At 73.2% G+C, this 24,529-nt stretch carries 26 protein-coding genes; 10 read left to right on the forward strand and 16 right to left on the reverse strand.

Annotated elements, in window-relative coordinates:
- Positions 1-66: 66 nt before the first annotated feature.
- From QUV83_RS07155 to QUV83_RS07165, 3 genes are read right to left on the reverse strand one after another with little or no spacing between them, the layout of a single operon-like run.
- Complete coding sequence (locus tag QUV83_RS07155) at positions 67-471, reverse strand: VOC family protein (RefSeq protein WP_289563509.1); 405 nt, start codon at positions 469-471, stop codon at positions 67-69.
- A gap of 38 nt (positions 472-509) precedes the next feature.
- A complete protein-coding gene (locus tag QUV83_RS07160) occupies positions 510-1,298 on the reverse strand; it encodes an IclR family transcriptional regulator (protein WP_289563510.1) in 789 nt (262 codons plus the stop codon).
- A gap of 42 nt (positions 1,299-1,340) precedes the next feature.
- On the reverse strand, positions 1,341-2,402 hold the full coding sequence (locus QUV83_RS07165) for a D-2-hydroxyacid dehydrogenase (RefSeq protein WP_289563511.1): 1,062 nt from the start codon (positions 2,400-2,402) through the stop codon (positions 1,341-1,343).
- A 136-nt stretch (positions 2,403-2,538) separates the two neighbouring features.
- On the opposite strand from QUV83_RS07165, the gene QUV83_RS07170 reads away from it, so the two are divergent.
- A complete protein-coding gene (locus tag QUV83_RS07170) occupies positions 2,539-3,438 on the forward strand; it encodes an NAD(P)-dependent oxidoreductase (protein WP_289563512.1) in 900 nt (299 codons plus the stop codon).
- 117 nt (positions 3,439-3,555) lie between these two features.
- Positions 3,556-4,449 carry a universal stress protein gene (locus QUV83_RS07175; protein ID WP_289563513.1) on the forward strand — a complete coding sequence of 298 codons (894 nt, stop codon included), beginning with the start codon at positions 3,556-3,558 and terminating at the stop codon, positions 4,447-4,449.
- Between the two features lie 57 nt (positions 4,450-4,506).
- On the opposite strand, the gene QUV83_RS07180 is transcribed toward QUV83_RS07175, so the two are convergent.
- From QUV83_RS07180 to QUV83_RS07190, 3 genes are read right to left on the reverse strand one after another with little or no spacing between them, the layout of a single operon-like run.
- On the reverse strand, positions 4,507-6,378 hold the full coding sequence (locus QUV83_RS07180) for a carbohydrate-binding domain-containing protein (RefSeq protein WP_289563514.1): 1,872 nt from the start codon (positions 6,376-6,378) through the stop codon (positions 4,507-4,509).
- A 25-nt stretch (positions 6,379-6,403) separates the two neighbouring features.
- A complete protein-coding gene (locus QUV83_RS07185) occupies positions 6,404-7,213 on the reverse strand; it encodes a polyphosphate polymerase domain-containing protein (protein WP_289563515.1) in 810 nt (269 codons plus the stop codon).
- Positions 7,210-7,836 carry a DUF4956 domain-containing protein gene (locus QUV83_RS07190; protein ID WP_289563516.1) on the reverse strand — a complete coding sequence of 209 codons (627 nt, stop codon included), beginning with the start codon at positions 7,834-7,836 and terminating at the stop codon, positions 7,210-7,212. The genes QUV83_RS07185 and QUV83_RS07190 overlap by 4 nt, the downstream gene beginning before the upstream one ends.
- A 225-nt stretch (positions 7,837-8,061) precedes the next feature.
- Between QUV83_RS07190 and QUV83_RS07195 the strand changes: the two genes are divergently transcribed.
- Entirely contained in the window at positions 8,062-9,009 is a 948-nt protein-coding gene (locus tag QUV83_RS07195; protein WP_289563517.1) for a zinc-binding dehydrogenase, read from the forward strand.
- A gap of 108 nt (positions 9,010-9,117) precedes the next feature.
- On the opposite strand, the gene QUV83_RS07200 is transcribed toward QUV83_RS07195, so the two are convergent.
- From QUV83_RS07200 to QUV83_RS07215, 4 genes are read right to left on the reverse strand one after another with little or no spacing between them, the layout of a single operon-like run.
- Entirely contained in the window at positions 9,118-9,507 is a 390-nt protein-coding gene (locus tag QUV83_RS07200) for a VOC family protein (RefSeq protein WP_289563518.1), read from the reverse strand.
- Positions 9,508-9,555: 48 nt separating this feature from the next.
- Positions 9,556-9,735, reverse strand: a complete 180-nt coding sequence (locus QUV83_RS07205; protein WP_289563519.1) for a hypothetical protein — start codon at positions 9,733-9,735, stop codon at positions 9,556-9,558.
- Position 9,736: 1 nt separating this feature from the next.
- Positions 9,737-10,291, reverse strand: coding sequence for an HAAS signaling domain-containing protein (locus tag QUV83_RS07210; RefSeq protein ID WP_289563520.1), 555 nt, complete (start codon positions 10,289-10,291; stop codon positions 9,737-9,739).
- Positions 10,291-10,632: a PadR family transcriptional regulator gene (locus tag QUV83_RS07215; protein WP_289563521.1), complete on the reverse strand. Its 342-nt coding sequence runs from the start codon at positions 10,630-10,632 to the stop codon at positions 10,291-10,293. The genes QUV83_RS07210 and QUV83_RS07215 overlap by 1 nt, the downstream gene beginning before the upstream one ends.
- A 137-nt stretch (positions 10,633-10,769) precedes the next feature.
- Between QUV83_RS07215 and QUV83_RS07220 the strand changes: the two genes are divergently transcribed.
- On the forward strand, positions 10,770-11,432 hold the full coding sequence (locus QUV83_RS07220; protein WP_289563522.1) for a hypothetical protein: 663 nt from the start codon (positions 10,770-10,772) through the stop codon (positions 11,430-11,432).
- A 106-nt stretch (positions 11,433-11,538) separates the two neighbouring features.
- On the opposite strand, the gene QUV83_RS07225 is transcribed toward QUV83_RS07220, so the two are convergent.
- Genes QUV83_RS07225 through QUV83_RS07250 form a run of 6 tightly spaced genes read right to left on the reverse strand, consistent with a single transcriptional unit; the run spans position 11,539 to position 19,015 of the window.
- Positions 11,539-13,506, reverse strand: a complete 1,968-nt coding sequence (locus tag QUV83_RS07225) for an allophanate hydrolase-related protein (RefSeq protein WP_289563523.1) — start codon at positions 13,504-13,506, stop codon at positions 11,539-11,541.
- Positions 13,503-14,192: a cysteine hydrolase family protein gene (locus QUV83_RS07230; RefSeq protein ID WP_289563524.1), complete on the reverse strand. Its 690-nt coding sequence runs from the start codon at positions 14,190-14,192 to the stop codon at positions 13,503-13,505. The genes QUV83_RS07225 and QUV83_RS07230 overlap by 4 nt, the downstream gene beginning before the upstream one ends.
- Positions 14,192-15,208 carry a carbamate kinase gene (locus tag QUV83_RS07235; RefSeq protein WP_289563525.1) on the reverse strand — a complete coding sequence of 339 codons (1,017 nt, stop codon included), beginning with the start codon at positions 15,206-15,208 and terminating at the stop codon, positions 14,192-14,194. Before QUV83_RS07235 ends, QUV83_RS07230 begins: the two co-directional genes overlap by 1 nt.
- Positions 15,205-16,581 (reverse strand): DUF1116 domain-containing protein, encoded by a 1,377-nt coding sequence (locus QUV83_RS07240; protein ID WP_289563526.1) that lies wholly within the window; start codon positions 16,579-16,581, stop codon positions 15,205-15,207. The genes QUV83_RS07235 and QUV83_RS07240 overlap by 4 nt, the downstream gene beginning before the upstream one ends.
- Positions 16,578-18,077: an acyl-CoA synthetase FdrA gene (fdrA, locus tag QUV83_RS07245; RefSeq protein ID WP_289563527.1), complete on the reverse strand. Its 1,500-nt coding sequence runs from the start codon at positions 18,075-18,077 to the stop codon at positions 16,578-16,580. The genes QUV83_RS07240 and fdrA overlap by 4 nt, the downstream gene beginning before the upstream one ends.
- Positions 18,074-19,015: an oxamate carbamoyltransferase subunit AllH family protein gene (locus QUV83_RS07250; protein WP_289563528.1), complete on the reverse strand. Its 942-nt coding sequence runs from the start codon at positions 19,013-19,015 to the stop codon at positions 18,074-18,076. The genes fdrA and QUV83_RS07250 overlap by 4 nt, the downstream gene beginning before the upstream one ends.
- Positions 19,016-19,110: 95 nt before the next feature.
- On the opposite strand from QUV83_RS07250, the gene QUV83_RS07255 reads away from it, so the two are divergent.
- The 6 genes from QUV83_RS07255 to kdpA all read left to right on the forward strand — a co-directional run bounded on the left by QUV83_RS07255 (position 19,111) and on the right by kdpA (position 24,512).
- The gene (locus QUV83_RS07255; RefSeq protein ID WP_289563529.1) at positions 19,111-20,601 is read left to right on the forward strand and encodes a PucR family transcriptional regulator; all 1,491 of its coding nucleotides are present in this window, start codon (positions 19,111-19,113) and stop codon (positions 20,599-20,601) included.
- 82 nt (positions 20,602-20,683) lie between these two features.
- On the forward strand, positions 20,684-21,310 hold the full coding sequence (gene eda, locus QUV83_RS07260; protein WP_234346506.1) for a bifunctional 4-hydroxy-2-oxoglutarate aldolase/2-dehydro-3-deoxy-phosphogluconate aldolase: 627 nt from the start codon (positions 20,684-20,686) through the stop codon (positions 21,308-21,310).
- A 28-nt stretch (positions 21,311-21,338) separates the two neighbouring features.
- Entirely contained in the window at positions 21,339-22,442 is a 1,104-nt protein-coding gene (locus QUV83_RS07265; protein ID WP_289563530.1) for a sugar kinase, read from the forward strand.
- 170 nt (positions 22,443-22,612) lie between these two features.
- Entirely contained in the window at positions 22,613-22,762 is a 150-nt protein-coding gene (locus tag QUV83_RS07270) for a hypothetical protein (protein ID WP_289563531.1), read from the forward strand.
- Positions 22,759-22,851, forward strand: coding sequence for a potassium-transporting ATPase subunit F (locus QUV83_RS07275; protein ID WP_289563532.1), 93 nt, complete (start codon positions 22,759-22,761; stop codon positions 22,849-22,851). The genes QUV83_RS07270 and QUV83_RS07275 overlap by 4 nt, the downstream gene beginning before the upstream one ends.
- Positions 22,848-24,512 carry a potassium-transporting ATPase subunit KdpA gene (kdpA, locus tag QUV83_RS07280; RefSeq protein WP_289563533.1) on the forward strand — a complete coding sequence of 555 codons (1,665 nt, stop codon included), beginning with the start codon at positions 22,848-22,850 and terminating at the stop codon, positions 24,510-24,512. Before QUV83_RS07275 ends, kdpA begins: the two co-directional genes overlap by 4 nt.
- The last annotated feature ends 17 nt before the right edge of the window (positions 24,513-24,529 follow it).

Consider the following 24,529-nt stretch of genomic DNA (forward strand, 5'->3'; position numbering starts at 1 on the left):
AGGGGTGGCTCTTTCTGCGTTTCCAGGGCAGAAACCGCCCCCGAAGGGGCGGGTAATCCGCGGTTCTCAGGCCTCGACGGGGGCCGCCGGAGATGCGATCTGCACCAAATTGCCGCACGTGTCGTCCAGGACGGCGACCGTGACGGGGCCCGTGGTGGTGGGCTTCTGCACGAAGCGCACCCCGAGCTCGCGTAGGCGCTCGTACTCGGCGTCCACGGAGTCCACAGCGAAGGACGTCACCGGGATGCGGTCGCGGTAGAGCGCGCGACGGAACGGCTGGACCGCCTTGTGGGCCGCCGGCTCGAGCACCAGTTCGGGGCCCTGCGGGTCGTCAGGGGAGACCAGCGTCAGCCATGCGAACTTGCCCATCGGGATATGGGTCTTCACCTCGAAGCCCAGGATGTCCGTGTAGAAGGCCAGGGCCTTGTCCTGGTTGTCGACATAGATGCTCGAGAGCTGGATCCGGGGCATGGCTGTCCTTCAGACGGGTGCGGGGGTACCGCCCGAGCCTAAATCGCCGTGCCGGGCTGCAGGTGCGGGCGCGCCAGCGCGGAGCGGGCGTCGAGGAGCGCCGCGACGATCTTGTCTTGGCGGTCCGTGGTGGACGGGTCCCGCATGAGGGAGGCCCCGAGGGCGAGCGGCTGCTCGGTGGGGGAGCGAGGGGGCAGCACGACCGCGAGGCCGAGCACGCCGGGATGGGTCTCACCGTCATCCAGGGCGAATCCACGGGCGCGAGTCGCGTCGAGCTTGCGTTGCAGGTCGTCGATGGTCGCGACGGAGCGCTCGGTCCAGCGCGGCATCGTCGCGGGATCGCTGAACCGTTCGCGCACGTCCTCGGGGTCCAGGAGGGCGAGGAGCGCGGAGCCGACGGCGGTGACACTCGCCGGGAACCGGTCGCCGATCGACGCGGAGAGCCGCAGCGGCGCGCGCCCCTCATGCCGGGCCAGATAGAGCACGTCAGTCCCGTCGAGCATGGCCACTTGCAGCAGCTCAGAGCGCAGCACAGGGGAGTCGGCGCAGACCCGGTAGAACTCGCGCACCAGGTCGAACTCGCGCACGAAGGCGCCGCCGAGTCGCACCGTGGTGCGTCCCAGCGCGTAGAGGTGCTCCGTCTTGCGGACCAGGCCCGCCTGCTCGAGCGCCAGGCACAGGTTGAGTGTCGAGGACTTGGCGAGGCCGAGGGCCCGCGCGATGTCGGTCAGGCCCAGCGGGCCGCGTTCGGCGAGCAGCGTGAGGATCGCCGCGGCGCGGGTGACCGCGGGCGCCGGGCTGCGGGTCGGGTCCTCGGTGGGCGGCATCGGCGTCCTGTCGGCGAGTGTCAGGAGGTCATCAGGCGGCGGTCAGTAGAAGTCGACGGTGTCCATCCGGTTGACGAGCTCCTGGCCGTCGAGCAGCCGGGTGGCGTTGGCGGCGAAGAGCTCGGCGATGAGGCGGTCCTCGTCGTCGTTCAGCGCGGCGGTGTGCGGGGAGATGAGGACGTTGTCCAGGTCCCAGAGCGGGTCGTCGGCGGGCAGCGGTTCGACGGCCACCACGTCCAGGCCCGCGAAGGCCACGCGGCCGTCCTGCAGCGCCTCGACGAGCGCGTCCTGGTCGACCACGTCGCCGCGGCCGACGTTCGCGAAGATCACGCCCGGCTTGACCTGTGCCAGCACCTCGGCGCTGATCAGGTGACGTGTGCGGTCGGTGCCGGGGAGCGTGCTGACGATGGCGTCGGCCTGCGCGACGACATCCGCGAGGCGGTCGACGCCGACCACCTCGGCCACCCCGTCGGTGGGCCGGACGGTGCGGTTGACGCCGATGACGTGCGCGCCCATCGCGGCGAACAGCCGGGCTGTGGCGCGGCCGATGTTGCCGAGGCCGACGACGACCACTGTCATCTGGGAGACCTGCTGCATCGTCCAGCGCTCGCTCCAGTGCCGGGCGGCCTTCTGGGACTGCAGGCGCGGCAGGGACTTGGCGCCGGCGAGCACGGCGAACAGCGCGAACTCGGCGAGGGTGCCACTGTGCGGGCCGGCGGAGGTGGAGAAGGCGACGCGGGCGAGCTCGTCGGGGGTGAGGCCGGCGGCCTTGACCTGTGCGCCGCCGCCCGCCGCCATGGTGTGCACCCAGCGCAGGCCGGGGTTGGAGCGCACGGCGCGTCGCAGCGCCGAGGGGTCGATGTCGGGGATGCCGTACAGCGCGTCCGCGCCGTCGATGAGCGCCTCGAACCGGGCCTGGTCATCGAAGGAGCGCCGGAACGACGGGTCGCCGGAGTGGTCGCCGGGGAACCGCATGGGCGGCAGCAGCCCTTGGTCGCACACGATGTCGAGGCGGGGCTCGAGTCGTGTGAGGAGCGCGCAGTGCTCGTCGGTGAGCGGCGTGGCGATGACGACCCGGAGGCGCTCCGGGGAGGTGCTGGTCATGGTCCCCGACCGTACACGTGGTTGAACAGGGTTTGCTAGGTTGACCCGCGGATGGTCGCGACAGGCGGCCACGCGCCCGCGGGGCTCACGAAGCCCCCACGGCGCACACGTCAGTGCGGTGCTCACGGAGGTGGAGATGGCCGGCGTCGGATTCATCGGGCTCGGTGTGATGGGGCGGCCCATGGCCGGGCACATCCTGGACGGCATCGCCCCCGAAGGGCGTGAGCTGGTCCTCCTCGACAGCGGCCGCGGGAACGCCGACGCGCTGATCGGGCGTGGGGCCCGCGGCGTGACCACCGCGCGCGCCGTCGCCGAGGCCTGCGGCCTGATCGTCGTGATGCTGCCCGACCTGCCCCAGCTGCGCGACCTGCTCGACGGACCCGAGGGCCTGCTCGCCGGCGTCGGGAAGCCCGTGCTGCTCGTCATCTGCTCCACCGTCTCGCCGGACGGGGTGCGCGAGCTCGACGCCGAGCTCGCCGAGCGGACCGGGGGCCTGCTGCGGGTGGTCGACGCGCCCGTCTCCGGCGGCGAGGTCGGCGCGGTGGCCGGCACGATGTCGATCATGGTGGGCGGCCCGCGCGGCCTCGTGGACCAGGCGCTGCCCGTGCTCGACCTGATGGGAACGCCCGCGCACCTGGGCCCGCTGGGCGCCGGGCAGGTGGCCAAGGCCTGCAACCAGCTCATCTGCGCCGCCCAGGTCGCCGCGATCGCCGAGGCGGCAGTCGTCGCCGAGCGAGCGGGCCTCGACGTGGGACGGCTGCTCACCCTGCTGCAGGGCGGCTACGCGGCCAGCACGATCCTCGCGGACAAGGCCGACCGCTTCGCGCAGAAGGACTACACCGTCTCCGGCGCCGCGAAGTTCATGGTCAAGGACCTGGCCGCCTACCGGGCCGAGGCGGACCGCACGGGCACACCGACGCTCATCGCCGACCGCCTGCTCGACGCGTTCACCGAGCTGACCGCCCAAGGCCTCGGCGACCAGGACACGTCGGTGGTCCAGGCCTACGTCGCCGGGCGGGCGGCCACCGCGGGCTGAGGTCGCGCCAGCCCTGACATCTGCGCGGGCCCTGACAGTTGCGCGGCCCTGACATGTGCCCGGGCCCCGACGGGTGCAGCATGGAGGCCCGCACTGGGCCACCGTGAGGAGAGCAGGATGACTGCGCCGATCGTCGTCGGGTACGACGCCTCCGAGCAGGCGGCTGTCGCGGTCAGGTGGGCGGCAGGCGAGGCTGCCCGATCAGGCCGCGAGCTGCTCGTGGTGCATGCCTGGGGGTTCGCCGACCGCCCAGGCGGCGGCGCCGGGCACTCACCGCTGGGCGAGGCGGTCCTCGCAGGCGTGCAGGCGGTGGCCGACGAGGGCGCGGCGATCGCCCGGGCCGCCGCCCCCGGCGTTGCCGCCACCGGCGTGGTGGGCCACGGCTCCCCAGCCCAGGCGCTCGTCGACCACGCGCGCGACGCCCGGATGCTCGTGCTGGGCCGCCACGGCGCCGGCTGGTTCAGTGGCGCCCTCACCGGATCGGTGGCCACAGGCGCCGTGCAGCGGGCGAGCTGCCCGGTGGCCGTGGTGCCCGCCGACGCGCTGGAGCACGCCCGGACCGACGTGGTGGTGGTGGGAGTCGACGGATCGGCGGGATCGGACACCGCGCTGCTCGCCGCCGCCGCCGAGGCCGAGTCGCGGGGGGCGACGCTGCGGGTCGTGACGACATGGACCGCCGCGGAGGCGAGCTCGGCGTTGTCCTACTGGGCGGTGGCCTACCCGACGGTCACCCCGGACGAGATGGCCCTCGCCCACGCCGAGCGCGTCCAGGAGGCGGCCCGCACGGTGCTCGCCGAGCGGGGCGCCCGACTCGAGGTCTCCTGGGAGGTGACCGAGGGCCCGGCGCCGCACGTCCTCGCGCAGGCGTCGACAGGCGCCGACCTCGTGGTGGTCGGCGCCCGCGGGCGCGGCGGCCTGGCCGGGTTGCTGCTGGGCTCGGTGAGCCGCAACGTGGTGCGCCGGTCCCACTGTCCGGTGCTGGTCACGCGGGCCGACATCGACCAGGGCTGAACAGCGGACCAGGGCTGACCAGCGAGCCAGGGCTGACCGGCAGGCCAGGGCCGACGGTCACCGACCGCCGCGGCCAGCGCCCTGCCCGCCGGGCTGCGCGCCGCCCATCTGCCCGCCCTGCTGGCCCCCGCCCATCCCCGAGCTCGCCTGGCCTGCGGTGCCGGTCGCGGCCACAGTCGCCCCGTCCAGGTCGCCCTCGTGGCCGAGGCCGCCCACTGTCTCCCCGGTGATCGTCCCGCCGATCGCGGCCTGGTACTCCTCACCCGAGACGACGTCCGCCGACGAGTAGATGACCGAGCCGTACGGCTTCGTCGCCTCGAACACCGCGAGCTGGTTCCCCTCCGAGTCCAGGATGTGCACCACGTCGCCGGCCTGGCCGGTGGCGGAGAGCGCCACGAAGGACTGCGCCGACGAGGCCGCAGGGGTCTGCGCCATGCCCGCGCTGCCCACCGCGATGAGCTCGCCGCCCGTCACGTCGAACGTGCCGGCGACGTCGATCGAGCCGTTGCCGCCGTTGGTGGGGCCGTGCACCACGAGCGTCCCGCCGCTCAGGGAGGCGGACCCGTTCGAGTCGAAGCCGTCGCCACCGGCGTCCAGCACCACAGTGCCGCCCGCGATCGTCAGGCTGGAGTCGTCGGCGGCGTCGCCGCCGCCACCGGGCGCCGGCGCGTCGCCCCACTCGTCCTCCGACGCGTCGTTGTCACCGCCCGCGGCATTGATGCCGTCGTCGGACGCCACCACGGAGACTTGGCCGTCGACGACCGTCACCTCCGCGGCCTCGAGGCCCTCATATGAGCGCGTGACGTCCACCGATCCGCCGCTGATCCGCAGGGCGTTGTTCGCGTGGATGCCGTCGTCGCCGGAGGCGATCGTCACGGCGCCACCCGCGACATGCACCACCCCGTCGGAGTGGATCGCGTCGTCGGCGGCGCTGACCAGCACCTCACCGCCGCCCACGATGACGCTGACGTCGCCCACCAGGCCCTTCGGGGACGCGTCATCGGCCACGGACGCGGTGCTGCCGCCGCCCGTCGTGACGTCCAGGGCGCCACCCGAGACGATCACGTCGGTCGTCGCGGCGATGCCGTCGTCGCCCGCGACGAGCGCGAGGTCGCCGCCGGAGACGGCCACGTAGCCCTTCGTCTCGTCCTCGTCGTTGTCGGACTTCAGCGCGTCGCCGCCTGCCTCCACGTCCAGGGCGCCGCCACGCACCACCAGGTAGTCCTTGCCGCGGATGCCGTCGTCCACCGCCTCGACGGTGAGCGAGCCCGAGTCGATGACCAGCCCGTCCTTGCTCGCGATGGCGTCGTTGGCGTTCCCCTCGACGTGCAGCGCGCCGTCGCCGGTGAGGGTCAGGTCGGCGGTGGAGAAGAGCGCCGCGTTCGGCTCATCCGTCGCGGCGTCCGGGTAGACGTACGTAGTCGCGTCGGACAGGCGGTTCGACGACCCCTCGGCGAGCACCACGGCCGCCTCGTCGGCGTCGAGGAACTGCAACGGGCTGCTGGTGGAGCTGGCGATCTCGGCGCCGTCCAGGACCACGCGGACCAGGCCGTCGCCGGGGCTGTCCACCACCACCTGGCCGTCGTCCAGCATGCCGCTGATCCGGTACGTGCCGGGCGCGGTGACGGTGACCGTCGAGCCGTCCACCCGCACGCTGTCGTCGTCGGCGGTGGCCGAGTCCCCGGTGAGCGTGATCGCGACCTCGTCGGACGCGTCCCACGTCGACGCCGAGGCGTGCGGGGTGGCGTTCGCGGCGAGGGCCTCCTCGACGGACACGTCGGCGTCGGTGGCCGGGGTGGCGGCCGTCGACGCCGAGGTGGACGAGTCGCTCGTCGTGGTGGAGTCCACGGCGGTGGTGGAGGTGCAGCCGGCCACGAGGGCGACGGCGGCGACGGGGGTGACGAGGTGGGTGAGGGTGGTGCGTCTCATCAGATGCTCCAAACGGCGAGGGGTCTCATGCGGTCGGGGTGATGGCTGTGACGTGCCCGCCCTGGACGTGCCCGCCCTGGACGTGCCGGTCGAGGACGCGCCGCCAGGGAGTGGCCGGCAACTCCGGGTGGAGGGCCGCCATGCCGGTGCCGTACTTCGAGATCCGCACCGGGCGCAGGCCGTGCCGCCACAGCAGCCGGTCAGTGGACGACGGCGTCGAGCCGGTCTTCGACTCGATGATCGCGACGCCGCGCAGGTCCAGATCGGCGCCGCTGGCGGGATCCGCCCACACCAGGCCGGTGTCGATGGTGGTGCGGCTGTCGCCCGGCAGGTGCAGGGTCACGCGCCGGTACCGGCTGACGAGCGTCGGGAGGAACGGCGCCCCGCCCATGCCGGGGATCGCGGCGAGCTCGAGCACCGAGTCCGCGAACAGCAGGCTCTCCGGGGTCAGCGCGCCCCGCTGGTCCGGATCGTGCGGCATGCGCGTCTTGACGGTGGCGCCGCGCGGGCCGCGGGTCTTGACCTCGACCCAGCTCTGGCGCGAGTCCACGTAGGTGCGGGTCCGGACCTTGAACCGGCGTCGGCGGCGGCGCGCGGCGCCCAGGTAGCTCGTGAGCTCGGGGGTGTCGAAGTACACCGACTCGTAGGCGAACTCCCGGTCCGCGCCGATCTGCAGCACCCGGGCGCCCGGGTGGATCTGCCGCAGCAGCGGGCCGAGCGCGTCCGCGGGGACCACGTACTTGCGGTCCACCCGCGTCTGCAGGGACGCGCGGGCGTCGAGCTCGGCCAGGCTGATCGGGCCGAGGTGGTCGAGGTGGTCGAGGGTCGAGGTCATCGCAGCCCCGCGGCCAGGCCGTCCCGCGCCGAGGGCGGCGGCACAGCGCCCGGGACGGCGGGGCGGACGCGCCCGGGCATTCCCGCCGCCGCGTACCGGACCTCGACGCAGGTCGTGTCGTTGACCAAGTCCAGCCGCTGCACGCTCACCCGGTGGACCCGCGCGCCCAGAAGGCCCTCGAGGTGCGCGATCAGCGCCGCCTCGTCGGCCAGGGCCACATCCAGCACCACCACCTGGTGGCGGTACTGGCGGAACAGCCGCGGATGGTCGCCCACGGCGAGGACGACCAGGATCAGGGCCATCAGCGCGATGCTCAGCCCCGGCGCCCCCGCGGCGAGCCCGCCCAGCAGCCCCAGCGCGAGCGCCGAGAAGTAGTACGCCACCTCATGCTGCTCCAGCTCCGTCGAGCGCAGCCGGATGATCGACAGCACACCGAAGAGCCCGAGCCCCAGGCCCGCGCCCACAGTGCTCTGCGCCAGCGCCCCCGCGACGGCGAGCACACCCACGTTCACGCCGAGGTAGGCGACCACCAGGTCGCGTCGCCGGTGGCGCGGGAAGTACAGCCCGAACGTGAGGATGCTGATCGCTATCAGGTCGACCAGGTACAGCAGGTACTGCGACATGCGGGGCCTCCGGAGAGTCAGGGCCGGGTCGTTCTCGGCTGGACTATTCAGCGACCCCCGACTGTGCCGACGCTGTGCGAGCCCTGTGCTGGAGGTGCGGATCGGGTTGTCCGAGTGAGGACGAACGTCCTGAGGGGACCGTCGGGGCCCGACGGAGGGTGGAGACGGGCGCCGCTCCCCAGGCCGCGGCGCCGCTGCTCAGCAGGGGAATGAGAGGACCGCGACATGAGGGCATGGCAGTTCACCGGGACCCACCAACCGCTTGCGCTCAACGAGGTGCCCGAGCCTGTCCCGGGCGCCGGCGAGGTCGTCGTGGACATCAAGGCGGCAGGCCTGTGCCACTCCGACGTGGGCGTGCTGGACGACGAGGGCTGGCTCTCGATGCTCCCCGTGCTCCCCGTGACGATGGGGCATGAGGTCGCCGGCGTGGTCTCCGCGATCGGCGAGGGCGTGACCGAGTGGAGTGTCGGCGACCGCGTCGGCGTGTGCCCCACGTCGAGCCCCGTCACCCCCGGCTACAACCGCGATGGCGGGTTCTCCGCCAAGTACCTCGCGCCGGCCGGCGACCTGGTGGCCATGCCCGACGGGCTGGGCTTCGAGCTCGCCGCGCTCGGCACCGACGCCGGGATGACGTCCTACCACGCGGTCATGACGATCGGCGGCGTGAAGGCCGGCGACAAGGTCGCGATCATCGGCCTGGGCGGGCTCGGGCAGGTCGGCGCGCGCGTCGCGGTGGTCAAGGGCGCCGAGGTGACGGTCGCCGAGATCAACGAGGACGTCTGGCCGCTGGCCAAGGAGATCGGCGCCGTCGAGGTCGTCAAGAGCATCGAGGAGCTGGCCGGCCGCGACTTCGACGTGGTCATCGACTACGCCGGGTTCGGGAGCACCACCGCGCGGGCCGTCGACGCGATCCGTCGCGACGGGACCATCGTCGTCGTCGGCATGGGCGTGCTCGAGGCGACCATCAACACTCGCGACGTCATCCTCAAGCAGGCCCGGATCCTCGGGTCCAACGGCGGCGTCAAGCAGGACATCGCCGACTGCTACGAGCTGTTCGCGAGCGGCGAGGTCGCTCCCGTCACCACCACGATCACGTTCGACGAGATCCCCGAGGGCATCGAGAGGCTGCGCCGCGGCGAGGTGTCCGGCCGGCTCGTCGCCCGCATGGACTGACAACTCCGACGGCGCGCAGCTGCCCGGCCCGCCGCCCGATGAGGCGGCGGGCCGGGCAGTGTCATGTGCGGGCCCGCGATCCGAGGGCTGGGGAGCCCGGCCGCCGGGTCAGCGCGCCAACTCGGCCAGGATGATCGCGTTGCCCCACGGGTCGCGGATGTGCGCGTACCTGCCGTCGTCGTCGACGAGCGGGCCGTGATCGGGGTGCACGCCGGCGGCGGACATCCGCGCGAGGTCGGCGTCGAGGGTGTCGGTGTAGAGCACCAGCAGCGGGTACCCGGCGGTCTGGTTCCCGGCGCGTGCCCGGGCCTCGTCGGACGTCGCGGCGAACAGCCACAGGCCTGGGTCCTGCAGTCCGCCGGGGCCGACGTGCACGTAGCGGAAGCCGGGGGAGGGCTGCTCGTCGTAGAGCGTTGTGAAGCCGAACGCGGTGGCGTAGAACTCCTGTGCCCTGTCGAGGTCGTCGACGAGGACTGTGTATCTGCCGATGGTCACCATGCACGAAAAGTGGCGCTTCGGGCGGTCTGGCGTCAAGTCGGGCCGAGGTCAGCCCGCCGAGGTGCCGTGTGACGCCGGCGGTGGCGGGCCGACGCGCATCGCGAGGGCGAGCACCGCCTGGGAGCTCAGTGGTCGGCGCTGCGCCCTGCGACGGAGCAGCACCATGCGGCGCAGCTCGCGTTCGGTGGGCGGAGCATCGGTGGTGTTGTCGACGTCGTCGTCGGCCATGTCATCCACCTCCTGGGGAGACGACCTCGATCGGGGCCTCGATCGAGGGGAGTTCGGTGCGGGCGCCGAGCAGGGTCGCTGCGGCGAGCCCGGTCAGCAGGATCGTGAGCGCGGCCAGCGCGGCGGCGGCGCGCAGCAGGCCGGTGGGCCCGTCCGTGCGACGGGCTCCCAGCAAGGCGGCGATGCCCACGGCGAGCGCGAGGGCGACTGCCGCGACGGGCGTGGCGGGGATGAGCGCGAGGGACAGCGCGGCGAGGGCGAGCAGCGCGGGCCCCGATCGGGCGGGGTGGCCGACGCGGTGCGGGACGGTCGGGGTGGCTGGGCCGAGCAGCGCGGGCCCGGTGGCGTCCGCCTCGCGGGCGATCCGCTCGACCGGTCCGAGCCGACGCAGCACGTCCTGCACGTCCTGCGGCGTGGGCGCCTCGCCCAGGGACTCGTCGACGTGCTCGCGGATGGAGGCGACGACATCGGCGCGCTCGGCGGGGTCGATGCCCGCCAGGGCGCGGTCGAGGTCGTCGAGGTACGCCTCGACGAGGGGCAGGCGCGGGGCGGTCATCAGCTGGCCTTTCCGAGCACGGCGTCCACGCCCTCGCTGAACGGGACCCAGATCGCGGCGAAGGTGCGGACGGCCGCGCGGCCCTCGTCGGTGAGGGAGTAGTAGCGGCGGGGCGGCCCGCTGCGGGACTCCTGCCAGGTGGTCTCGACCCAACCCTGCTTGCGGAGCCGGGCGAGCAACGGGTAGAGCGTGCCCTCGCTGGTGAATAGCGACTCATGGCGGCCGAGCTCGGTGGCGATCTCCAGCCCGTAGGCGGGGCCGGACCTCAGGTAGGCGAGCACGCAGAACTCGAGCACACCCTTGCGCATCTGGGTGAGCACGCCTTCCGCGGTCGGTTCCATGCGCCGCACGGTAGCAGTAGCGTGCGGCGCAAGGTAGTGCGCATCGCCAGGTTCCCTGGTTGGCTCAACGCGGGAGCAAGGGGGCCTCCTCTCCTGGTCGGCCCCGTCTGCCCCGTCCGACCACCTAGGGGAGACACATGCATAGGTTCCGCACCGCCACCGTCGCCACGATCGCCGCCGCCGGGCTGGTCCTCGCCGCTGCGCCCAGCATGGCCGCCGGGCACAGCCCCACCGCGGCCGACAGCGTGTCCACGGCAGCCGTCACCGGCGCCGACGCGCTCAGCCCCGAGCTCGAGGCGTACCTCGGCACGTTGAGCCCCACCGACCGCGACGCGTTCATCGCCAGCAACCTGCCAGCCGAGATCGTGCTGACCCGCGGCGCCCAGCAGCCGCTCGACGCCGCAGCCCGGCGCAGCCTCAGCGCGGCGACCTCCGCGGGCCGGTCCGTGAGCATCCTGGCGACGGGCTGCTGGACGGCCCGGCAGAACGGCAGCGCCCGGTCCGGGCTCGGCAACACGCTGTACACGTACTACACGGTGGGTGGCTGGTGCTCCTCCGGCTCGACGGTGACCAGCGCCTGGCTCGCCGACGCGGGCGGCGAGACGTCGACGCCGGGCTGGAGCTACCAGGGCCGGATCAACGGCGGCTCCGGCGTGGTGTCCAACACCGGCCGCGCCTACTCCCAGCACCGGTTCACGCTCAGCGCCGGCGGGGCCACCGTGCAGTCGCCCACCCCGTGCCTGCGGGTGACGGGCACGTCGAGCGGCTCCGCGTCGGGATCCTCGAGCTGCGGGATCTGACCCGCGCCGCGCCCACAGCAGGCCGCGCCCAGACGACGTCGGGCCCCCGAGGATCGCTCCTCGGGGGCCCGACGTCGTCCTGCGGGTGGGACCCGCGGCGGACTGGCTAGCGCGTGGCGCTGGCCGCGGCGGCGGCCAGGTACTCGCGCCACCCGCCGTGCTGCGTGATCTCCGGGTGCTGCTCGGCGCGCTCGCGCTCGTACAGGATCCCGGGCACCACACGCCCGTCGGCCAGCTGCACCGGGCCGCGGTACAGCCCCGGGGGCTCGCCCTCGATGACCTTCAGCAGGACCTCGATGGGCACCTGGTAGAGCTCGCCTGTGATGGACGCGCCCTGCTCGTCGTCGGCCACCTTGTACATGCCGGGGTGGACGTCGCCGATGGTGTGCACCCGGTAGAGGGGCGCCGTGGCGATCTCCTCGATGAACTCCGCGCCGGCGAGGTTCGGGTGCAGTTCCAGGCCCCGCATGAGGGTGCCGTTGACGAACAGGATGTCGTCGTCCAGCTCGGTGTTCTTCTCGTTGCGCGCCTTCCAGCCGAACGCGGCGAGGATGACGGCCAGGAACACGTAGCCCAGGGTCACGGACGGGGAGGCGTTGAAGCCGATCTCGTAGGCGTTGATGAGGCCCACGAAGGACAGCACCGCGCCGAGCCCGGCCGTGATGGCCGCGGCGTACATCTTGCGGTCGATGATGAAGCAGGTGATCGCGCCGAGCACGACGCCCACGAGCACCGCGCCCTGGCCCAGCAGCTTCAGGCCGTCGTAGATCACGCCGTTGTCGATCAGGGTGGCGATGCCGACCTCGTTCGCCGTGGTGCCGGCCGAGGCCAGCGCGTTGTCGATCTGGCCGGTGGCCCACTCCGCGATGCTGGGCAGCATCGCGATGACGATGGCCGGGGCGTACCGCTTGGCGCTCACGTTGAACGCCTGCGCCCCGATGACCAGGCCGATGTACAGCAGCACGGGCACGAGCGCCTGCATCGGGAAGATCGCGAGGAACGTGCCGATCAGGCCCGTGAAGCAGACCACCGCGACCACGATGCCGGTGACCAGCGAGTAGCCGATGCGTCCGCCGACCTGCTTCCAGCCCGGGTGGCCGATGTACACGGCGGGCGGGAACGGCGAGCCGAGGAACGAGCCGACGATGGCGCCCAGGCCGTCGGCCGTGAGGACCTGGCGGACCGAGTAGCGGTCGCCAGCGGCGGCGGCCGACTCGACGTTGGTCATGCCCTCGGTGAAGTTGTAGATGCCGAGGGGGATGGCGGAGGCGAGCAGCGGGGCGATGTCCTGCAGGCCGGTGAGCACGTCACCGGTCGGGAACGGCAGGTGCAGCGCGAGGTCCGCGATCGACGCCGAGACGGCGCTCGGCTCGAGGATCCCGCTCCAGCCCAGGGCGACGCCGATCCACGCGACAGCCGTCGCGATGACCACGGCCAGCAGGCCCACGGGGGCGTTGAACGGCATCGGGCGGTTGCCCAGCCAGCCCACGAGGATGAAGGCCAGCGCGATGAACGCGATCCACGGCGCCTGCCAGATCTGCGCGGCAGGGCTCATCGCGATGAACGTGATGGAGATACCGGCCAGGGCGCCCAGCAGAGCCGCGCGGGGCGTGATCTTGCGGATCCACGGCCCGAAGACGGCGCCGAGCAGGATGATGCAGCCGATGATGAACGCCCAGGCGAGGCCAGCGCGCCACGCCTTCATCGCGTCGCCGGACTGCAGCAGCACGGGCAGCATGACCACGAACACGACGATGAACGTGTGGGGCACGCTCGGGCCGTAGGGCAGGGCCGTGACGTCCGTGCGGTTCTCGCGGCGGGCGAGGCGGCGCGCGAGGATCGCGTACCAGATGTTGCCGAGCGGCAGGGCGATGCCCAGCGCGGGCAGCACCCGCCCGTACACGGTCTCGGCCGGGATCTTGACGACGGCCAGGCACAGGCCCGTCAGGACGATGACGTTGAGCAGGACGTTCGTGCCGAGGCCGAACAGCCCGTTCCAGTCACCCGGGACCCACCACTTGAGCTTGACGGGCGCCTCGGCGCCACGCTTCGGGGCAGCAGCGACGGTGCTCATGCCTCTCCTCCACTCTCGCTGGACTTGATCGCGCCGAGCAGGGCAGCGGAGTCCGCGACCCACCCGACAATGCCGCCCTGCGCCGAGAACATCGCCAGCGCGGACTCGTGGAACTCGGGGAAGTACGACGACGTGCAGTCCGAGAGCACCAGGCACTCGAACCCGCGGTCGTTCGCGGCGCGCACCGTCGACTGGACGCACACCTCGGTGGTGACGCCGGTGACGATCAGGCGCGTGATGCCACGGGCGCGCAGGATCGTCTCCAGGTCGGTGCCATAGAAGGAGTCCTTGCCGGGCTTGTCGAGCACGACCTCGCCCTCGATGGGCGCGAGCTCGGGGATGATGTCGTGGCCGCGCGAGCCGCGCACCAGGAGCCGCCCCATGGGGCCCTCCTCGCCGATCCGCAGCGTCGGGTTGCCGCGGTCGCGCTTGGCGGGGAACAGGTCCGTCAGGTCGGGGCGGTGGCCCTCACGGGTGTGGATGATCGTGGTGCCCAGCTCGCGGAAGGCCGCGAGGACGCGCTGGGTCGGCTCGATCGTCGTGCGCAGCCGCGAGACGTCGTTGCCGAGCGACTCGCCGAACCCGCCCGCCTCCACGAAGTCGCGCTGGAAGTCGATGCACATCAGCGCGGTCTGTCGAGGGTCGAACGTGAACGAGAACGGCTCTGCGGGGACAGTGATGGTCATCAGATCTCCTGTTCAGGGCGGGGGGTGGGGACTGTCGGCAGGTCGGTCGCAGAGGCCGTGGGCTGCCGGAGCATGACATGCGTCCCTGATTGCCCGGCGAGCGCCTCGCGCAGCCGGGGCAGGGACGTGATGACGGCGCGCTTTCCGCCGTCCTGGACGAACTGCAACGCCGACTCGACCTTGGGGCCCATGGACCCGGCGGGGAACTCGCCGGCCTCCAGGTGGGCGCGCAGCTCTGCCGCGTCCACCTGGTCGAGCGTGCGCTGGTCGGGAGTGCCCCAGCCGACGTAGACGTGGTCCACGCCCGTCACCAGCACGAGCGTGTCGACGCCAGCCGTCGCGGCCAGCAGGGCCGACGCCCGGTCCTTGTCCACCACCGCGTCGACACCGCGCCACCCGTCGGCGGTGCGCGCCACCGGGATGCCCCCGCCGCCCGCGGCCACCACGACCGCATGCGGGGCCAGGACGCGGATCTGCTCGGCCTCGACGATGCGCAGCGGCGGCGGGCTCGCGACGACCCGGCGGAAGGCGCCCGGGCTCGTCTCGACGACAGTCCAGCCCTCGGCGGCGGCCCGCGCGCGGGCCGTCTCGCCGGTGATCTGGGAGCCGATGGGCTTCGACGGGGCGCTGAACGCCGGGTCCTGCGGGTCCACCTCGGAGTGGGTGAGCACCGCCACCGCGCGCTGGTCGAGCCCGCGGCGCTCCAAGGCGGTGTCCAGCGCCATCGTCAGGATGTGCCCGATCCCGCCCTGCGAGTCTGCGACCGCCAGCCACAGGGGCAGGTCGGGCAGGCCCTCATGGTCGGCGTCCGGGGCCACCAGCTCGCCGCGCCGCAGGATGAAGCCGACCTGCGGCCCGTTGCCGTGCGACACCAGCACCCGCCAGCCGTCGGCCACCAAGTCGGCGACCTGCTCGGCGAACTGCGCGGCCCGCTCGAGCTGGCGGGGCACCGACCCCGGCTCGCCGTCGAGGACGAGCGCGTTGCCGCCGATGGCGACCAGCACGGAGCCCTTCATCGGGAGTCCCTGAGCTCGCGCAGGGCCAGCACGGCCTGCGTGAACACGGCGCTGGGCGCCTCGACGATGCCGGCGCCGATCTGCCCGACGCCCGCCTCGCGGTGCGCGATGCCGGTGTTGATCACCGGCAGCACACCCGTGTCGAGGACCTTCAGCACGTCGATGCCGCTGGGGGTCCCCGTGAAGTTCAGCGGGGGCAGCATGTACGCCGGGTGCGGGCCCATCGTGATGCGGCGCATCGACCGGGTGGTGGCCAGCGCGTCGTCGGGGGTACCGCCCACGAACTGCACGATCGCGGGGGAGGCCGCCATCGCGAAGCCGCCCAGGCCGAGGGTCTCGGTGATGGCCGAGTCGCCCAGGTCGGGGTTGGCGTCGTCGATGCTGAAGCCCGGGAAGAACAGGCCGTCGGCGGGGCCCACCGGGGCGGTGAACCAGCGCTCGCCGGCGCCCGCGACCCGCAGGCCGAACTCGACGCCGTTGCGGGCCATGGTCGTCACGAGGGTGGAGTTCTCGATGCCCACCGCGGCGTCCATCGCGAGCTTCGCGCCCGCCATCGACATGTTCAACGCGAAGTGGTCGTTGCCGGCCAGGAACTCCAGCACCTCGACGCCGCGCGGCAGGGTGGCCAGCGTCGGGGCCAGGCGGCGCGTGAGCAGGCTGGTCGCCGCCACGTTCCGGTTGTGCCCCTCGTCGCCCATCGCCAGCGCCTGGCCGATCAGCGACGTGACGTCGATCGGGCCGTAGGCCTGCAGCGTCGAGTCGAGCACCGGGCCCAGCACGTCGCGCATCCACTCCAGGCGGGTGATGACCTCGGAGTCGAAGGCGCCGAAGCGCAGCACCTTGCCCAGACCCTCGTTGAGGGTCGCGAACGCGCGACGGTCGCCGTCCTCGACGACCAGCACGGGCATCGAGGGGGAGACCACGCCGGCCATCGGGCCGACGGCGCCGTGGTGGTGGCACGGGTCGACCTGGATCTGGCCGGTGCTCAGCAGCTCGCGGGCCTCGTCGGGCGTGGACGCCCACCCCTCGAACAGGCTCGCGCCGATCAGCGCGCCGATCATCGGGCCGCACATGCGCTCGACCTCGATGGGCGGGCCTGAGTGCAGCAGCGTCCGCGCGCCGTCGAGGCCGGGGACGACCTCCCGGGCGGGGCGGATCGCGACCAGGCGCGGGCGCACGGCGTGCACCGCGGCCAGTGCGCGACGGTTGGCCTCCTGGGTGACGTCGTCGTTAAGCCCGGCCGCGGCGACCGCCGCGACGGCGTCGCCGAAGGCGGGCGGGCGCCAGTCGAGCTGCACGACGTCCTCGGCGGGCACCCCCTCGACGATGAGAGGCAGGCCAGCGTTGACGACGCGGATACCGCCGGTGATCATGCGTCCTCCTTCGGGGAGCTCGTGGACGCGCCGGTGGGCGCGACGGTGGCGCGGGCCGCGGCGTAGCGGGCCGCGGACGCGTTGGACGGGTGCAGCAGGACGCCGGCGTCGCGCAGCAGGGCGCGCTGCTGGTCGATGCCCTGCGGGTCGTCGGGGGCGCCGCAGACGGACCCGACGACCACCAGCTCGCGGCCGTCCTTGGCGGCGGCGGCGCGCGCGGAGCGCACCGCCTCGGCCAGCGGGGCGGCCGGATCGGCGGAGGAGCCGTGGCCCAGCACCAGGTCGACCAGGACGAGGCCGACCAGCGGGTTCTCGCCGGCGGCGGCGACCCGCGCCGAGCGCTCGGCGGGCTCGATCATCGGGTGCGGGCGGCCGGCGGTGAACTCGTCGTCGCCCAGGTCGAGGATCTCCGCGTGGACGCCGGCGGCGCCCAGCACGACCTTCGACTCGGACGCGAGCGTGCCGCCCGTGTACAGGCCGAGCACGCCGCCCGACAGTGGCACGTCCAGGTCGGGGGTGGCGGCGGCCTCGATGACGAGCGGGTGGCCGGCGAGCTCCGCGGCGGCGATGGCGCCGCCCTCGAGCGTGCCGCGCACCACCACGGGGCCGTCGGAGTCGGGCAGTCCGAGCAGGCATGCGACCACCGGCTTGCCGAGGATGGCGAGCCGCGCCAGGAGGCGCTCGGCGACGGCGGGGGCCGGGGGCTTCGAGACGACGACGACGACCTCGGTGGCCTCGTCGGCGGCGAGCATGTCGAGCGCGTGGTGGGTCATCAGGCCGTCCACCTCGGCGCTCAGGTCGCGGCCGCCCACGCCGATGAGCTGGGACACGCCACAGCCCGCGACGTCGAGCAGGCAGGACACCTCCTGGGCGCCCGTGCCGGACGCGGCCACGATGCCCACCGAGCCGCGCTGCACCACGTTGGCGAACCCGAGCGGCACGCCGTCGAGGATCGCGGTGCCGCAGTCGGGGCCCATCAGCAGCAGGCCGCGGTCGACGGCGAGGCGCTTGAGCCGCACCTCGTCCTCGATCGAGACGTTGTCCGAGAAGCAGAACACGTGCAGCCCGCTGCGCAGCGCCTGCTCGACGACGGCGGGGGCGTAGGCGCCCGGCGTGGAGATGGTCGCGAGGGTGGCGCCGTCGGCGACAGCGACGCCCTCCGCGATGGACTGGGGGAGCTGCTCGGCGCGCTCGCCGGTGGACTGCTCCACAGCGGTCAGCCCGGCCTCCGCGGAGTCGAGGGCCTCCTGCGCGATGGCCTCGTCGTCGGCGCGGACGACCAGCAGCAGGTCGTCCGGGGCGGCGACCAGGTCGTCCGGGCGCATCGACGAGCGCTCGAGGATGTCGAGGTTGCCGGGCGTGGCCATGACGGCGCCGACGCGCCGCACGCCTTCGCGCTTCTCGGTGGCCGAGGCGAGCGCCATCAGCGCCACCGAGTCGCGGTAGAGGCGGGGCAGCACGCGGGCGCGCAGCACTGTCGTGTCGGGTGCGCTCATGCGCTCCTCCTGGGGTGGATCGTGCGGGATGGGAACTGGTCTGAGGTGAGGGTCAGCACGGCGCGCGCCGCGGCCGTGGCGCCGCTCGCGTGGTCGATGCCGGAGCTGGCCCCCCAGGTGCGGGCGTGGGCGATGGCCGCGGCGACGAGGGTCGGGTCGGCCAGGGCGCGCACCAAGACGTGCACGTGCTCGGAGAACTGGCCGTCGATGGCGGCGAGCAGGTCGTGTCGGGACATCGCGGTGGTCTGGTCGACGAGCGCCGCCACCGGCGCGGCGAGCCGCCGGGCCGGGTCGAGGCCGTGGGCCCGGGGGAGCCCGGTGGCCGCGGTGAGCGTCGCGAGCACCCCGATGACCACGTCGTCGCCCGCGGGCGTGGTGCCGGGGCCCGCGCCGATGAGCCGCACGAGCAGGTCCTCGGCGAGCAGATCGTCGCCGGCGAGGGCCGCGCGGGCCAGCGGTCCGGCGAGCTCGCGCTGGGCGCGCGGGTCCATCACGGGGTCGGTGGCCTGGACGGGCTGGGCGGCGAGCGACGATCCCATGCGCGCCACCGCGAGCGGGTCCAGCGCGGTGGGGGGCAGGCGCAGGTCGACGCGCTCGATGACCTGCGGCGGGTCGGCGAGCCAGGCGTCGAGGCTCACGGTGCGGGGCGACTGCGCGGGTCGCACCGGCTCGTCTCCGGAGACCTGGTGCGCGAATTCGGCGAATTCGGCGTGGTCGGGGAGGCAGACGCCACCGGGCACGAGGCCGCGCAGGCGCGAGGTGATGGCGACGAGTTCGGAGCGGTGGTCCCCCCGACGCTCGGTGGGCCGGGCGAGGATGACTGCAGATTGTCCGACATGGACGAGGCGGAATGACTCCGCCTCGCGCCACGGCTCAGGGCCGAGTGGCACGCGCACGTGGCGCACCGCTCCAGGCTGGCCCTTGAACATCGTTGTCATGCTCATGAATGTACGAAGCCGCGCCTGTATTGGCTGCGTCCGCATCGGACTGAGTTCCGCCCTACGATTGTCCGAAAAGGACGAGGGGAGATGCCGTGACGTCGGTGACAGTCCGCGAGATCATGACTCTGGGCGCGTTGCGCGGGACGTACGTCCTGGGTGGTGCTAGTGGGCTCGACCGGGTGGTGTCCGGGGTGAACGTCATGGAGGTCCCCGACATCGAGGACTTCGTCAAGCGCGGCGAGCTGCTGCTCACCACCGCCTACCCCGTGCGCGAGCGGCCCGAGCGGCTGGTCGAGCTGGTGCCGGAGCTCGCGGCGCGGGGCCTCGCGGCCCTCGCCATCAAGCCGATGCGCTACCTCGAGGAGCTCCCGCCGCGCCTCGTCGAGGTGGCGGACAGCCTGGGCTTCCCGGTGCTGGTGATGCCCGACACCACCTCGTTCAACGAGGTGATCGGCGCGGTGCTCGCGGTGGTGCTGGCCGAGTACGGCGCCGAGCCCGGTGGCGCCGAGGTGATCCGCGAGCGGCTCACCGGTGTCGCGCTCGCGGGCGGCGGCCTCGAGGAGATCGCGCGCACGCTCGCCGGCGCCCTCGACCGCGATGTGCGGATCGTCGACGAGGATGCGGTGGTGCTGGGCAGCGGCGCTGTGGAGCCGGGCGTCGACGCGGGGGAGCCGTGGGAGTTCGCGATCACCGTGGCGGGGACGCGCCGCGGCCGGATCCTGGTGGGCGGGCGGGACGAGCCGAGTCTCGGGCAGCGCCGCCTCATCCGGCAGTCGTGCTTCGCCGCCGGGATGCACATCGCGCAGGCGATCGCGGGCATCGAGCTCGACCGCCGGCTTCGCGGGCTGTTCCTCGAGGAGTTGGTGAGCGGCCCGCACCTGGACGAGATGTTCGTGCGGCAGCGCTCACGGCTGTTCGGGTGGGACTTCACCACGCCGCACGCCGTGCTGCTGGCCCGCTGCGCGGCCGAGCTCGCCGACGGGCAGGTCGCCGCCGTCACCACACGGGTGCTCGGCTCCGAGGCGCTGGTCTGGTCGCGCGGCCGCGAGGTGGTCGCGATCGTGCCGCAGGCGGCGCTGGACCGGTCCGCGATCCGCGAGGGGGTGCTCGACGACCCCGCCGACCGGTGGCGCCGCGAGCTCGCGGAGGTCGCGCAGTGCCCGGTGGTGGTGGCGGTGGGCCCGATCGCCCGCGAGCCGGGAGCCCTGGCGGACAGCCACGCGGGGGCGCGCGAGTCGCTGCGGATCGCCGAGGGCGCGTCGCGCGAGGTGGTGTGGCATGAGGACCTGGCGGTGGAGCGGTTGCTGCTGTCGGTGCCGCGGGCCGCGCTCGACAAGTTCGTGGACGACGCGATCGGGCCGTTGCTGCGGCATGACGCCGAGCACAGCGGGGACCTGTGCCGCACGCTCGAGGAGTTCTTGGGGGTGGGGAACGGGGCCGAGGCCGCCCGGCGCCTGTACATCCACTACAACACGATGAAGCACCGGATCGCCCGGATCGCGGACCTGACCGGGGCGGACCTGCACGATCCGCGCACGCGGCTGACGCTCTCCCTCGCGCTGGAGATGCGGAAGGTGCGCTGACCTGCGGCGGTGCTTGAGGACCGCTGTTCGCTGTGAGACCATGTTTCACGCAGCGCGATAGGCGTTGCGCCTAGCGAAATGGATCACCGTGGATACCCTCGCCGCCCTGAGCGACGCACGTCTCGTCCCCGTCGTCGTGCTCGATGACGCCGCCCATGCCGACGCCCTCGCCGGCGCCCTCGTCGCCGGCGGGCTGCCCGTCGCCGAGGTCACGTTCCGCACCGCCGCGGCCGCCGACTCCATCCGCGCGATGGCCGACCGCGGCGACATCCTCGTCGGCGCCGGCACCGTGCTGACCGTCGCCCAGGTCGACCAGGCCGTCGCCGCCGGCGCGTCCTACGTCGTCTCGCCCGGCCTCAGCCGCGCGGTCGTCGAGCGCTGCCAGGAGCTCGGCGTGCTCGCCCTGCCCGGCGCGGTCACCGCGACGGAGATCCAGGCCGCCCTCGAGCTCGGCCTCACCACCGTGAAGTTCTTCCCGGCCGGCACCTCCGGCGGCGCCCCCGCCATCGCCGCGCTCGCCGCGCCGTTCGGCCAGGTCACGTTCGTGCCCACCGGCGGCATCGGCCCCAAGAACCTGCAGGACTACCTGAGCATCCCGTCCGTGGCCGCCGTCGGAGGCTCCTGGATGGTCCCCCGCGACCGCGTCGCCGCAGGCGACTTCGCCGGCATCACGCAGCTCACCGCCGACGCCGTCGCCCTCACCCGCTGACCCCTCCCGCACCACGAAGGACTGACCCATGTCTCAGCTCGCCATCCGTCCCGCCTCCGAGTGCCGTTATGACGCGGTGTCCCTGGGCGAGGTGATGCTGCGACTCGACCCGGGCGAGGGCCGGGTCCGCACCGCGCGCTCCTTCCGGGCCTGGGAGGGCGGCGGCGAGTACAACGTGACCCGCGGACTGCGCCGGGCGTTCGGGCTGCGCGGCGCGATCGTCACGGCGCTCGCGGACAACGAGGTCGGGCGCCTCGTCGAGGACTTCATGCTCCAGGGCGGGGTCGACACCCAGTTCGTCAAGTGGGTCCCCTACGACGGCATCGGCCGCGAGGTCCGCAACGGCCTGAACTTCACCGAGCGCGGATTCGGGGTCCGCGGCGCCGTGGGCGTCAGCGACCGCGGCCACACCGCCGCGTCGCAGCTCAAGCCCGGCGACATCGACTGGGAGCACCTGTTCGGCGACCTCGGCGTGCGGTGGCTGCACACCGGCGGCATCTTCGCGGCCCTCTCGGAGTCCGCCGCCGAGACCGTCATCGAGGCGGTGCAGATCGCCAAGAAGCACGGCACGATCGTGTCCTACGACCTCAACTACCGGCCCAGCCTGTGGCGCTCCATCGGCGGCCAGGCCAAGGCGCAGGAGGTCAACCGGGCCATCGCCCCGTTCATCGACGTGATGATCGGCAACGAGGAGGACTTCACCGCCTCGCTCGGCTTCGAGGTCGAGGGCGTCGACGACAACCTCTCCGCGCTCGAGGTCGACAAGTTCGCCGCGATGATCGAGACGGCCGCCGCCGCGTTCCCGAACTTCCAGGTCATCGGCACCACGATGCGCACCGTGCACTCCGCGTCGATCAACGACTGGGGCGCCCTGGCCTGGTCGCGGGAGACCGGCGTCGTGCAGTCCACGCACCGCGAACGCCTGGAGATCATGGACCGCGTCGGCGGCGGGGACTCCTTCGCCTCCGGCCTCATCTACGGGCTCCTGGACGGCCAGCCGCTGCAGACCGCCGTCGAGTACGGCGCCGCGCACGGCGCACTGGCGATGACCACCCCCGGCGACACGACGATGGTCACCAAGGCCGAGGTCCTCAAGCTCGCCGGCGGCGGGAACGCCCGAGTCGACCGCTGAGCCGGTCGCATCAGACTGAGCGCCCGCACCGCCCCGATCTCCCGGGGCCGGTGCGGGCGTTCGTCGTCGGGGCGCCCAGCCCGTCAGGGATGCGTCAAGGCGGCTGCGGGGGGCGCTAAGGAGTCGTCAACGCCGGGTTGCGGGCGCCCGTGGCGGGCGTAGGACAGGGGGTGTGCGCGGGTGCGCACCGGTCCGCCGCGTCACGCGGACCGCCCGACTCCCCGAAGGCGCCCCTCATGGCCGACCTGGCCTTCCTCGCGCTCACGGTGGCGTTCGTCGCCGCCGTGGCGCTCGTCGCACGCACGCTGGACCACCCGTGACCGGGGCCGACTGGGCCGCCCTGGTGGTCACGGCCGCGGTGCTCGTCTACCTGTTCGTCGCCCTGGTCCGCCCGGACTCGACCCGATGAGCGCGACGTGGGCCGCCGTCGGCCAGATCGCGCTGCTGGTCGCACTGCTCGCCGCGGTGCACGCGCCGCTCGGCGCGTACATGGCGCGGGTCTTCACCTCGCCCCGGCACCTGGGCGTCGAGCGGGCCGGCTACCGGCTGATGCGCGTGGACCCCGACGCCGATCAGCGCTGGAGCGCGTACCTGCTCTCGCTGCTGGGGTTCTCGCTGGCGTCGGTGCTGCTGCTGTTCGGCCTCGCGCGCCTGCAGAACCACCTGCCGATGTCGCTGGGCATGTCGCCGATGGACCCCGCTGGCGCCTGGAACACCGCCGTCTCGTTCGTGACGAACACGAACTGGCAGTGGTACTCGGGCGAGCAGGCCGCCGGCTACCTGCTGCAGATGGCGGGCCTCGCGGTGCAGAACTTCCTCTCGGCGGCCGTCGGCATCGCCGTGGTCGTGGCCCTGATCCGCGGTTTCGCGCGCTCGGGCGCCGAGGGTCGGGTCGGCAACTTCTGGTCCGACCTGGTCCGGTCGACAGTGCGCATCCTGCTGCCGATCGCGGCGGTCGGCGCGGTGCTGCTCGTCGTGACGGGCGTCATCCAGAACTTCGCCGGCCCCACGGAGGTCACCACCCTCGCGGGCGGCGCGCAGAGCGTGCTCGGGGGGCCGGTCGCCTCGCAGGAGTCGATCAAGCTGCTCGGCACCAACGGCGGCGGGTTCTTCAACGCGAACTCCGCGCACCCCCTGGAGAACCCGACGCCGGTCAGCAACCTGCTCCAGGTCTTCCTGATCCTGCTCATCCCGTCCGCGCTGCCGCGCACCTTCGGCCTCATGATGGGCGACAAGCGGCAGGGCCACGCGGTCCTCGGGGCGATGGCCACGCTGTGGGTCGCCGCCGTGGGGCTGCTGACCTGGGCCGAGATGGCGGCGCCGGGGGCGGCGCCGCAGCTCGTGGGCGCCGCGTCGGAGGGCAAGGAGACCCGGTTCGGCGCCGCGGGCAGCGCGCTGTTCGCGGCCTCCACAACGGGGACGTCCACGGGCGCCGTCAACGCGATGCACGACTCGCTGACGGCGCCGGGCGGCGGCGTCACGATCTTCACGATGATGCTCGGCGAGGTCGCCCCCGGCGGCGTCGGCTCGGGCCTCTACGGGATGCTCGTGCTGGCGATCGTCGCGGTCTTCGTCGCGGGGCTCATGGTCGGGCGCACGCCCGAGTACCTGGGCAAGAAGATCGGCCGCCAGGAGATCACGCTCGTCGCGCTCTACGTGCTCGCGGTGCCCGCCGTGGTGCTGCTCGGCACCGCCGTGGCCATCGCGACGACAGCGGGGCAGGCCGGGATGCAGGAGGCCGGGCCGCACGGCCTGTCCGAGGTGCTGTACGCGTTCACCTCCGCCGGGAACAACAACGGCAGCGCGTTCGCGGGCCTGACCGTCTCGACGCCCTTCTACAACACGCTCCTCGGCTTGGCGATGCTCCTCGGGCGCTTCGTGCCCATCGCGCTCGTGCTGGCCCTCGCGGGCCGGTTCGCGAGCCAGCACACGGTCCCCGCCGGCTCGGGCACCCTCCCGACGCACCGCCCGCTGTTCGTGGGCCTCCTGGTCGCGGTGACGCTCGTCGTCGTCGGCCTGACCTTCATCCCCGTCCTGTCCCTCGGCCCGATCGCCGAGTCCCTCTCATGAAGGACACCGTCATGCAC

The organism is Cellulomonas cellasea (assembly GCF_030372105.1).
GTDB classification, from domain to species: Bacteria; Actinomycetota; Actinomycetes; order Actinomycetales; family Cellulomonadaceae; genus Cellulomonas_A; species Cellulomonas_A cellasea_A.

Excerpts from the sequence above, each read along its gene's own strand:
- QUV83_RS07155 (WP_289563509.1), bottom strand. The coding sequence starts at position 471 with ATGCCCCGGATCCAGCTCTCGAGCATCTATGTCGACAACCAGGACAAG.
- QUV83_RS07160 (WP_289563510.1), bottom strand. The coding sequence starts at position 1,298 with ATGCCGCCCACCGAGGACCCGACCCGCAGCCCGGCGCCCGCGGTCACC.
- QUV83_RS07165 (WP_289563511.1), bottom strand. The coding sequence starts at position 2,402 with ATGACCAGCACCTCCCCGGAGCGCCTCCGGGTCGTCATCGCCACGCCG.
- QUV83_RS07170 (WP_289563512.1), top strand. The coding sequence starts at position 2,539 with ATGGCCGGCGTCGGATTCATCGGGCTCGGTGTGATGGGGCGGCCCATG.
- QUV83_RS07175 (WP_289563513.1), top strand. The coding sequence starts at position 3,556 with ATGACTGCGCCGATCGTCGTCGGGTACGACGCCTCCGAGCAGGCGGCT.
- QUV83_RS07180 (WP_289563514.1), bottom strand. The coding sequence starts at position 6,378 with ATGAGACGCACCACCCTCACCCACCTCGTCACCCCCGTCGCCGCCGTC.
- QUV83_RS07185 (WP_289563515.1), bottom strand. The coding sequence starts at position 7,213 with ATGACCTCGACCCTCGACCACCTCGACCACCTCGGCCCGATCAGCCTG.
- QUV83_RS07190 (WP_289563516.1), bottom strand. The coding sequence starts at position 7,836 with ATGTCGCAGTACCTGCTGTACCTGGTCGACCTGATAGCGATCAGCATC.
- QUV83_RS07195 (WP_289563517.1), top strand. The coding sequence starts at position 8,062 with ATGAGGGCATGGCAGTTCACCGGGACCCACCAACCGCTTGCGCTCAAC.
- QUV83_RS07200 (WP_289563518.1), bottom strand. The coding sequence starts at position 9,507 with ATGGTGACCATCGGCAGATACACAGTCCTCGTCGACGACCTCGACAGG.
- QUV83_RS07205 (WP_289563519.1), bottom strand. The coding sequence starts at position 9,735 with ATGGCCGACGACGACGTCGACAACACCACCGATGCTCCGCCCACCGAA.
- QUV83_RS07210 (WP_289563520.1), bottom strand. The coding sequence starts at position 10,291 with ATGACCGCCCCGCGCCTGCCCCTCGTCGAGGCGTACCTCGACGACCTC.
- QUV83_RS07215 (WP_289563521.1), bottom strand. The coding sequence starts at position 10,632 with ATGGAACCGACCGCGGAAGGCGTGCTCACCCAGATGCGCAAGGGTGTG.
- QUV83_RS07220 (WP_289563522.1), top strand. The coding sequence starts at position 10,770 with ATGCATAGGTTCCGCACCGCCACCGTCGCCACGATCGCCGCCGCCGGG.
- QUV83_RS07225 (WP_289563523.1), bottom strand. The coding sequence starts at position 13,506 with ATGAGCACCGTCGCTGCTGCCCCGAAGCGTGGCGCCGAGGCGCCCGTC.
- QUV83_RS07230 (WP_289563524.1), bottom strand. The coding sequence starts at position 14,192 with ATGACCATCACTGTCCCCGCAGAGCCGTTCTCGTTCACGTTCGACCCT.
- QUV83_RS07235 (WP_289563525.1), bottom strand. The coding sequence starts at position 15,208 with ATGAAGGGCTCCGTGCTGGTCGCCATCGGCGGCAACGCGCTCGTCCTC.
- QUV83_RS07240 (WP_289563526.1), bottom strand. The coding sequence starts at position 16,581 with ATGATCACCGGCGGTATCCGCGTCGTCAACGCTGGCCTGCCTCTCATC.
- fdrA (WP_289563527.1), bottom strand. The coding sequence starts at position 18,077 with ATGAGCGCACCCGACACGACAGTGCTGCGCGCCCGCGTGCTGCCCCGC.
- QUV83_RS07250 (WP_289563528.1), bottom strand. The coding sequence starts at position 19,015 with ATGACAACGATGTTCAAGGGCCAGCCTGGAGCGGTGCGCCACGTGCGC.
- QUV83_RS07265 (WP_289563530.1), top strand. The coding sequence starts at position 21,339 with ATGTCTCAGCTCGCCATCCGTCCCGCCTCCGAGTGCCGTTATGACGCG.
- kdpA (WP_289563533.1), top strand. The coding sequence starts at position 22,848 with ATGAGCGCGACGTGGGCCGCCGTCGGCCAGATCGCGCTGCTGGTCGCA.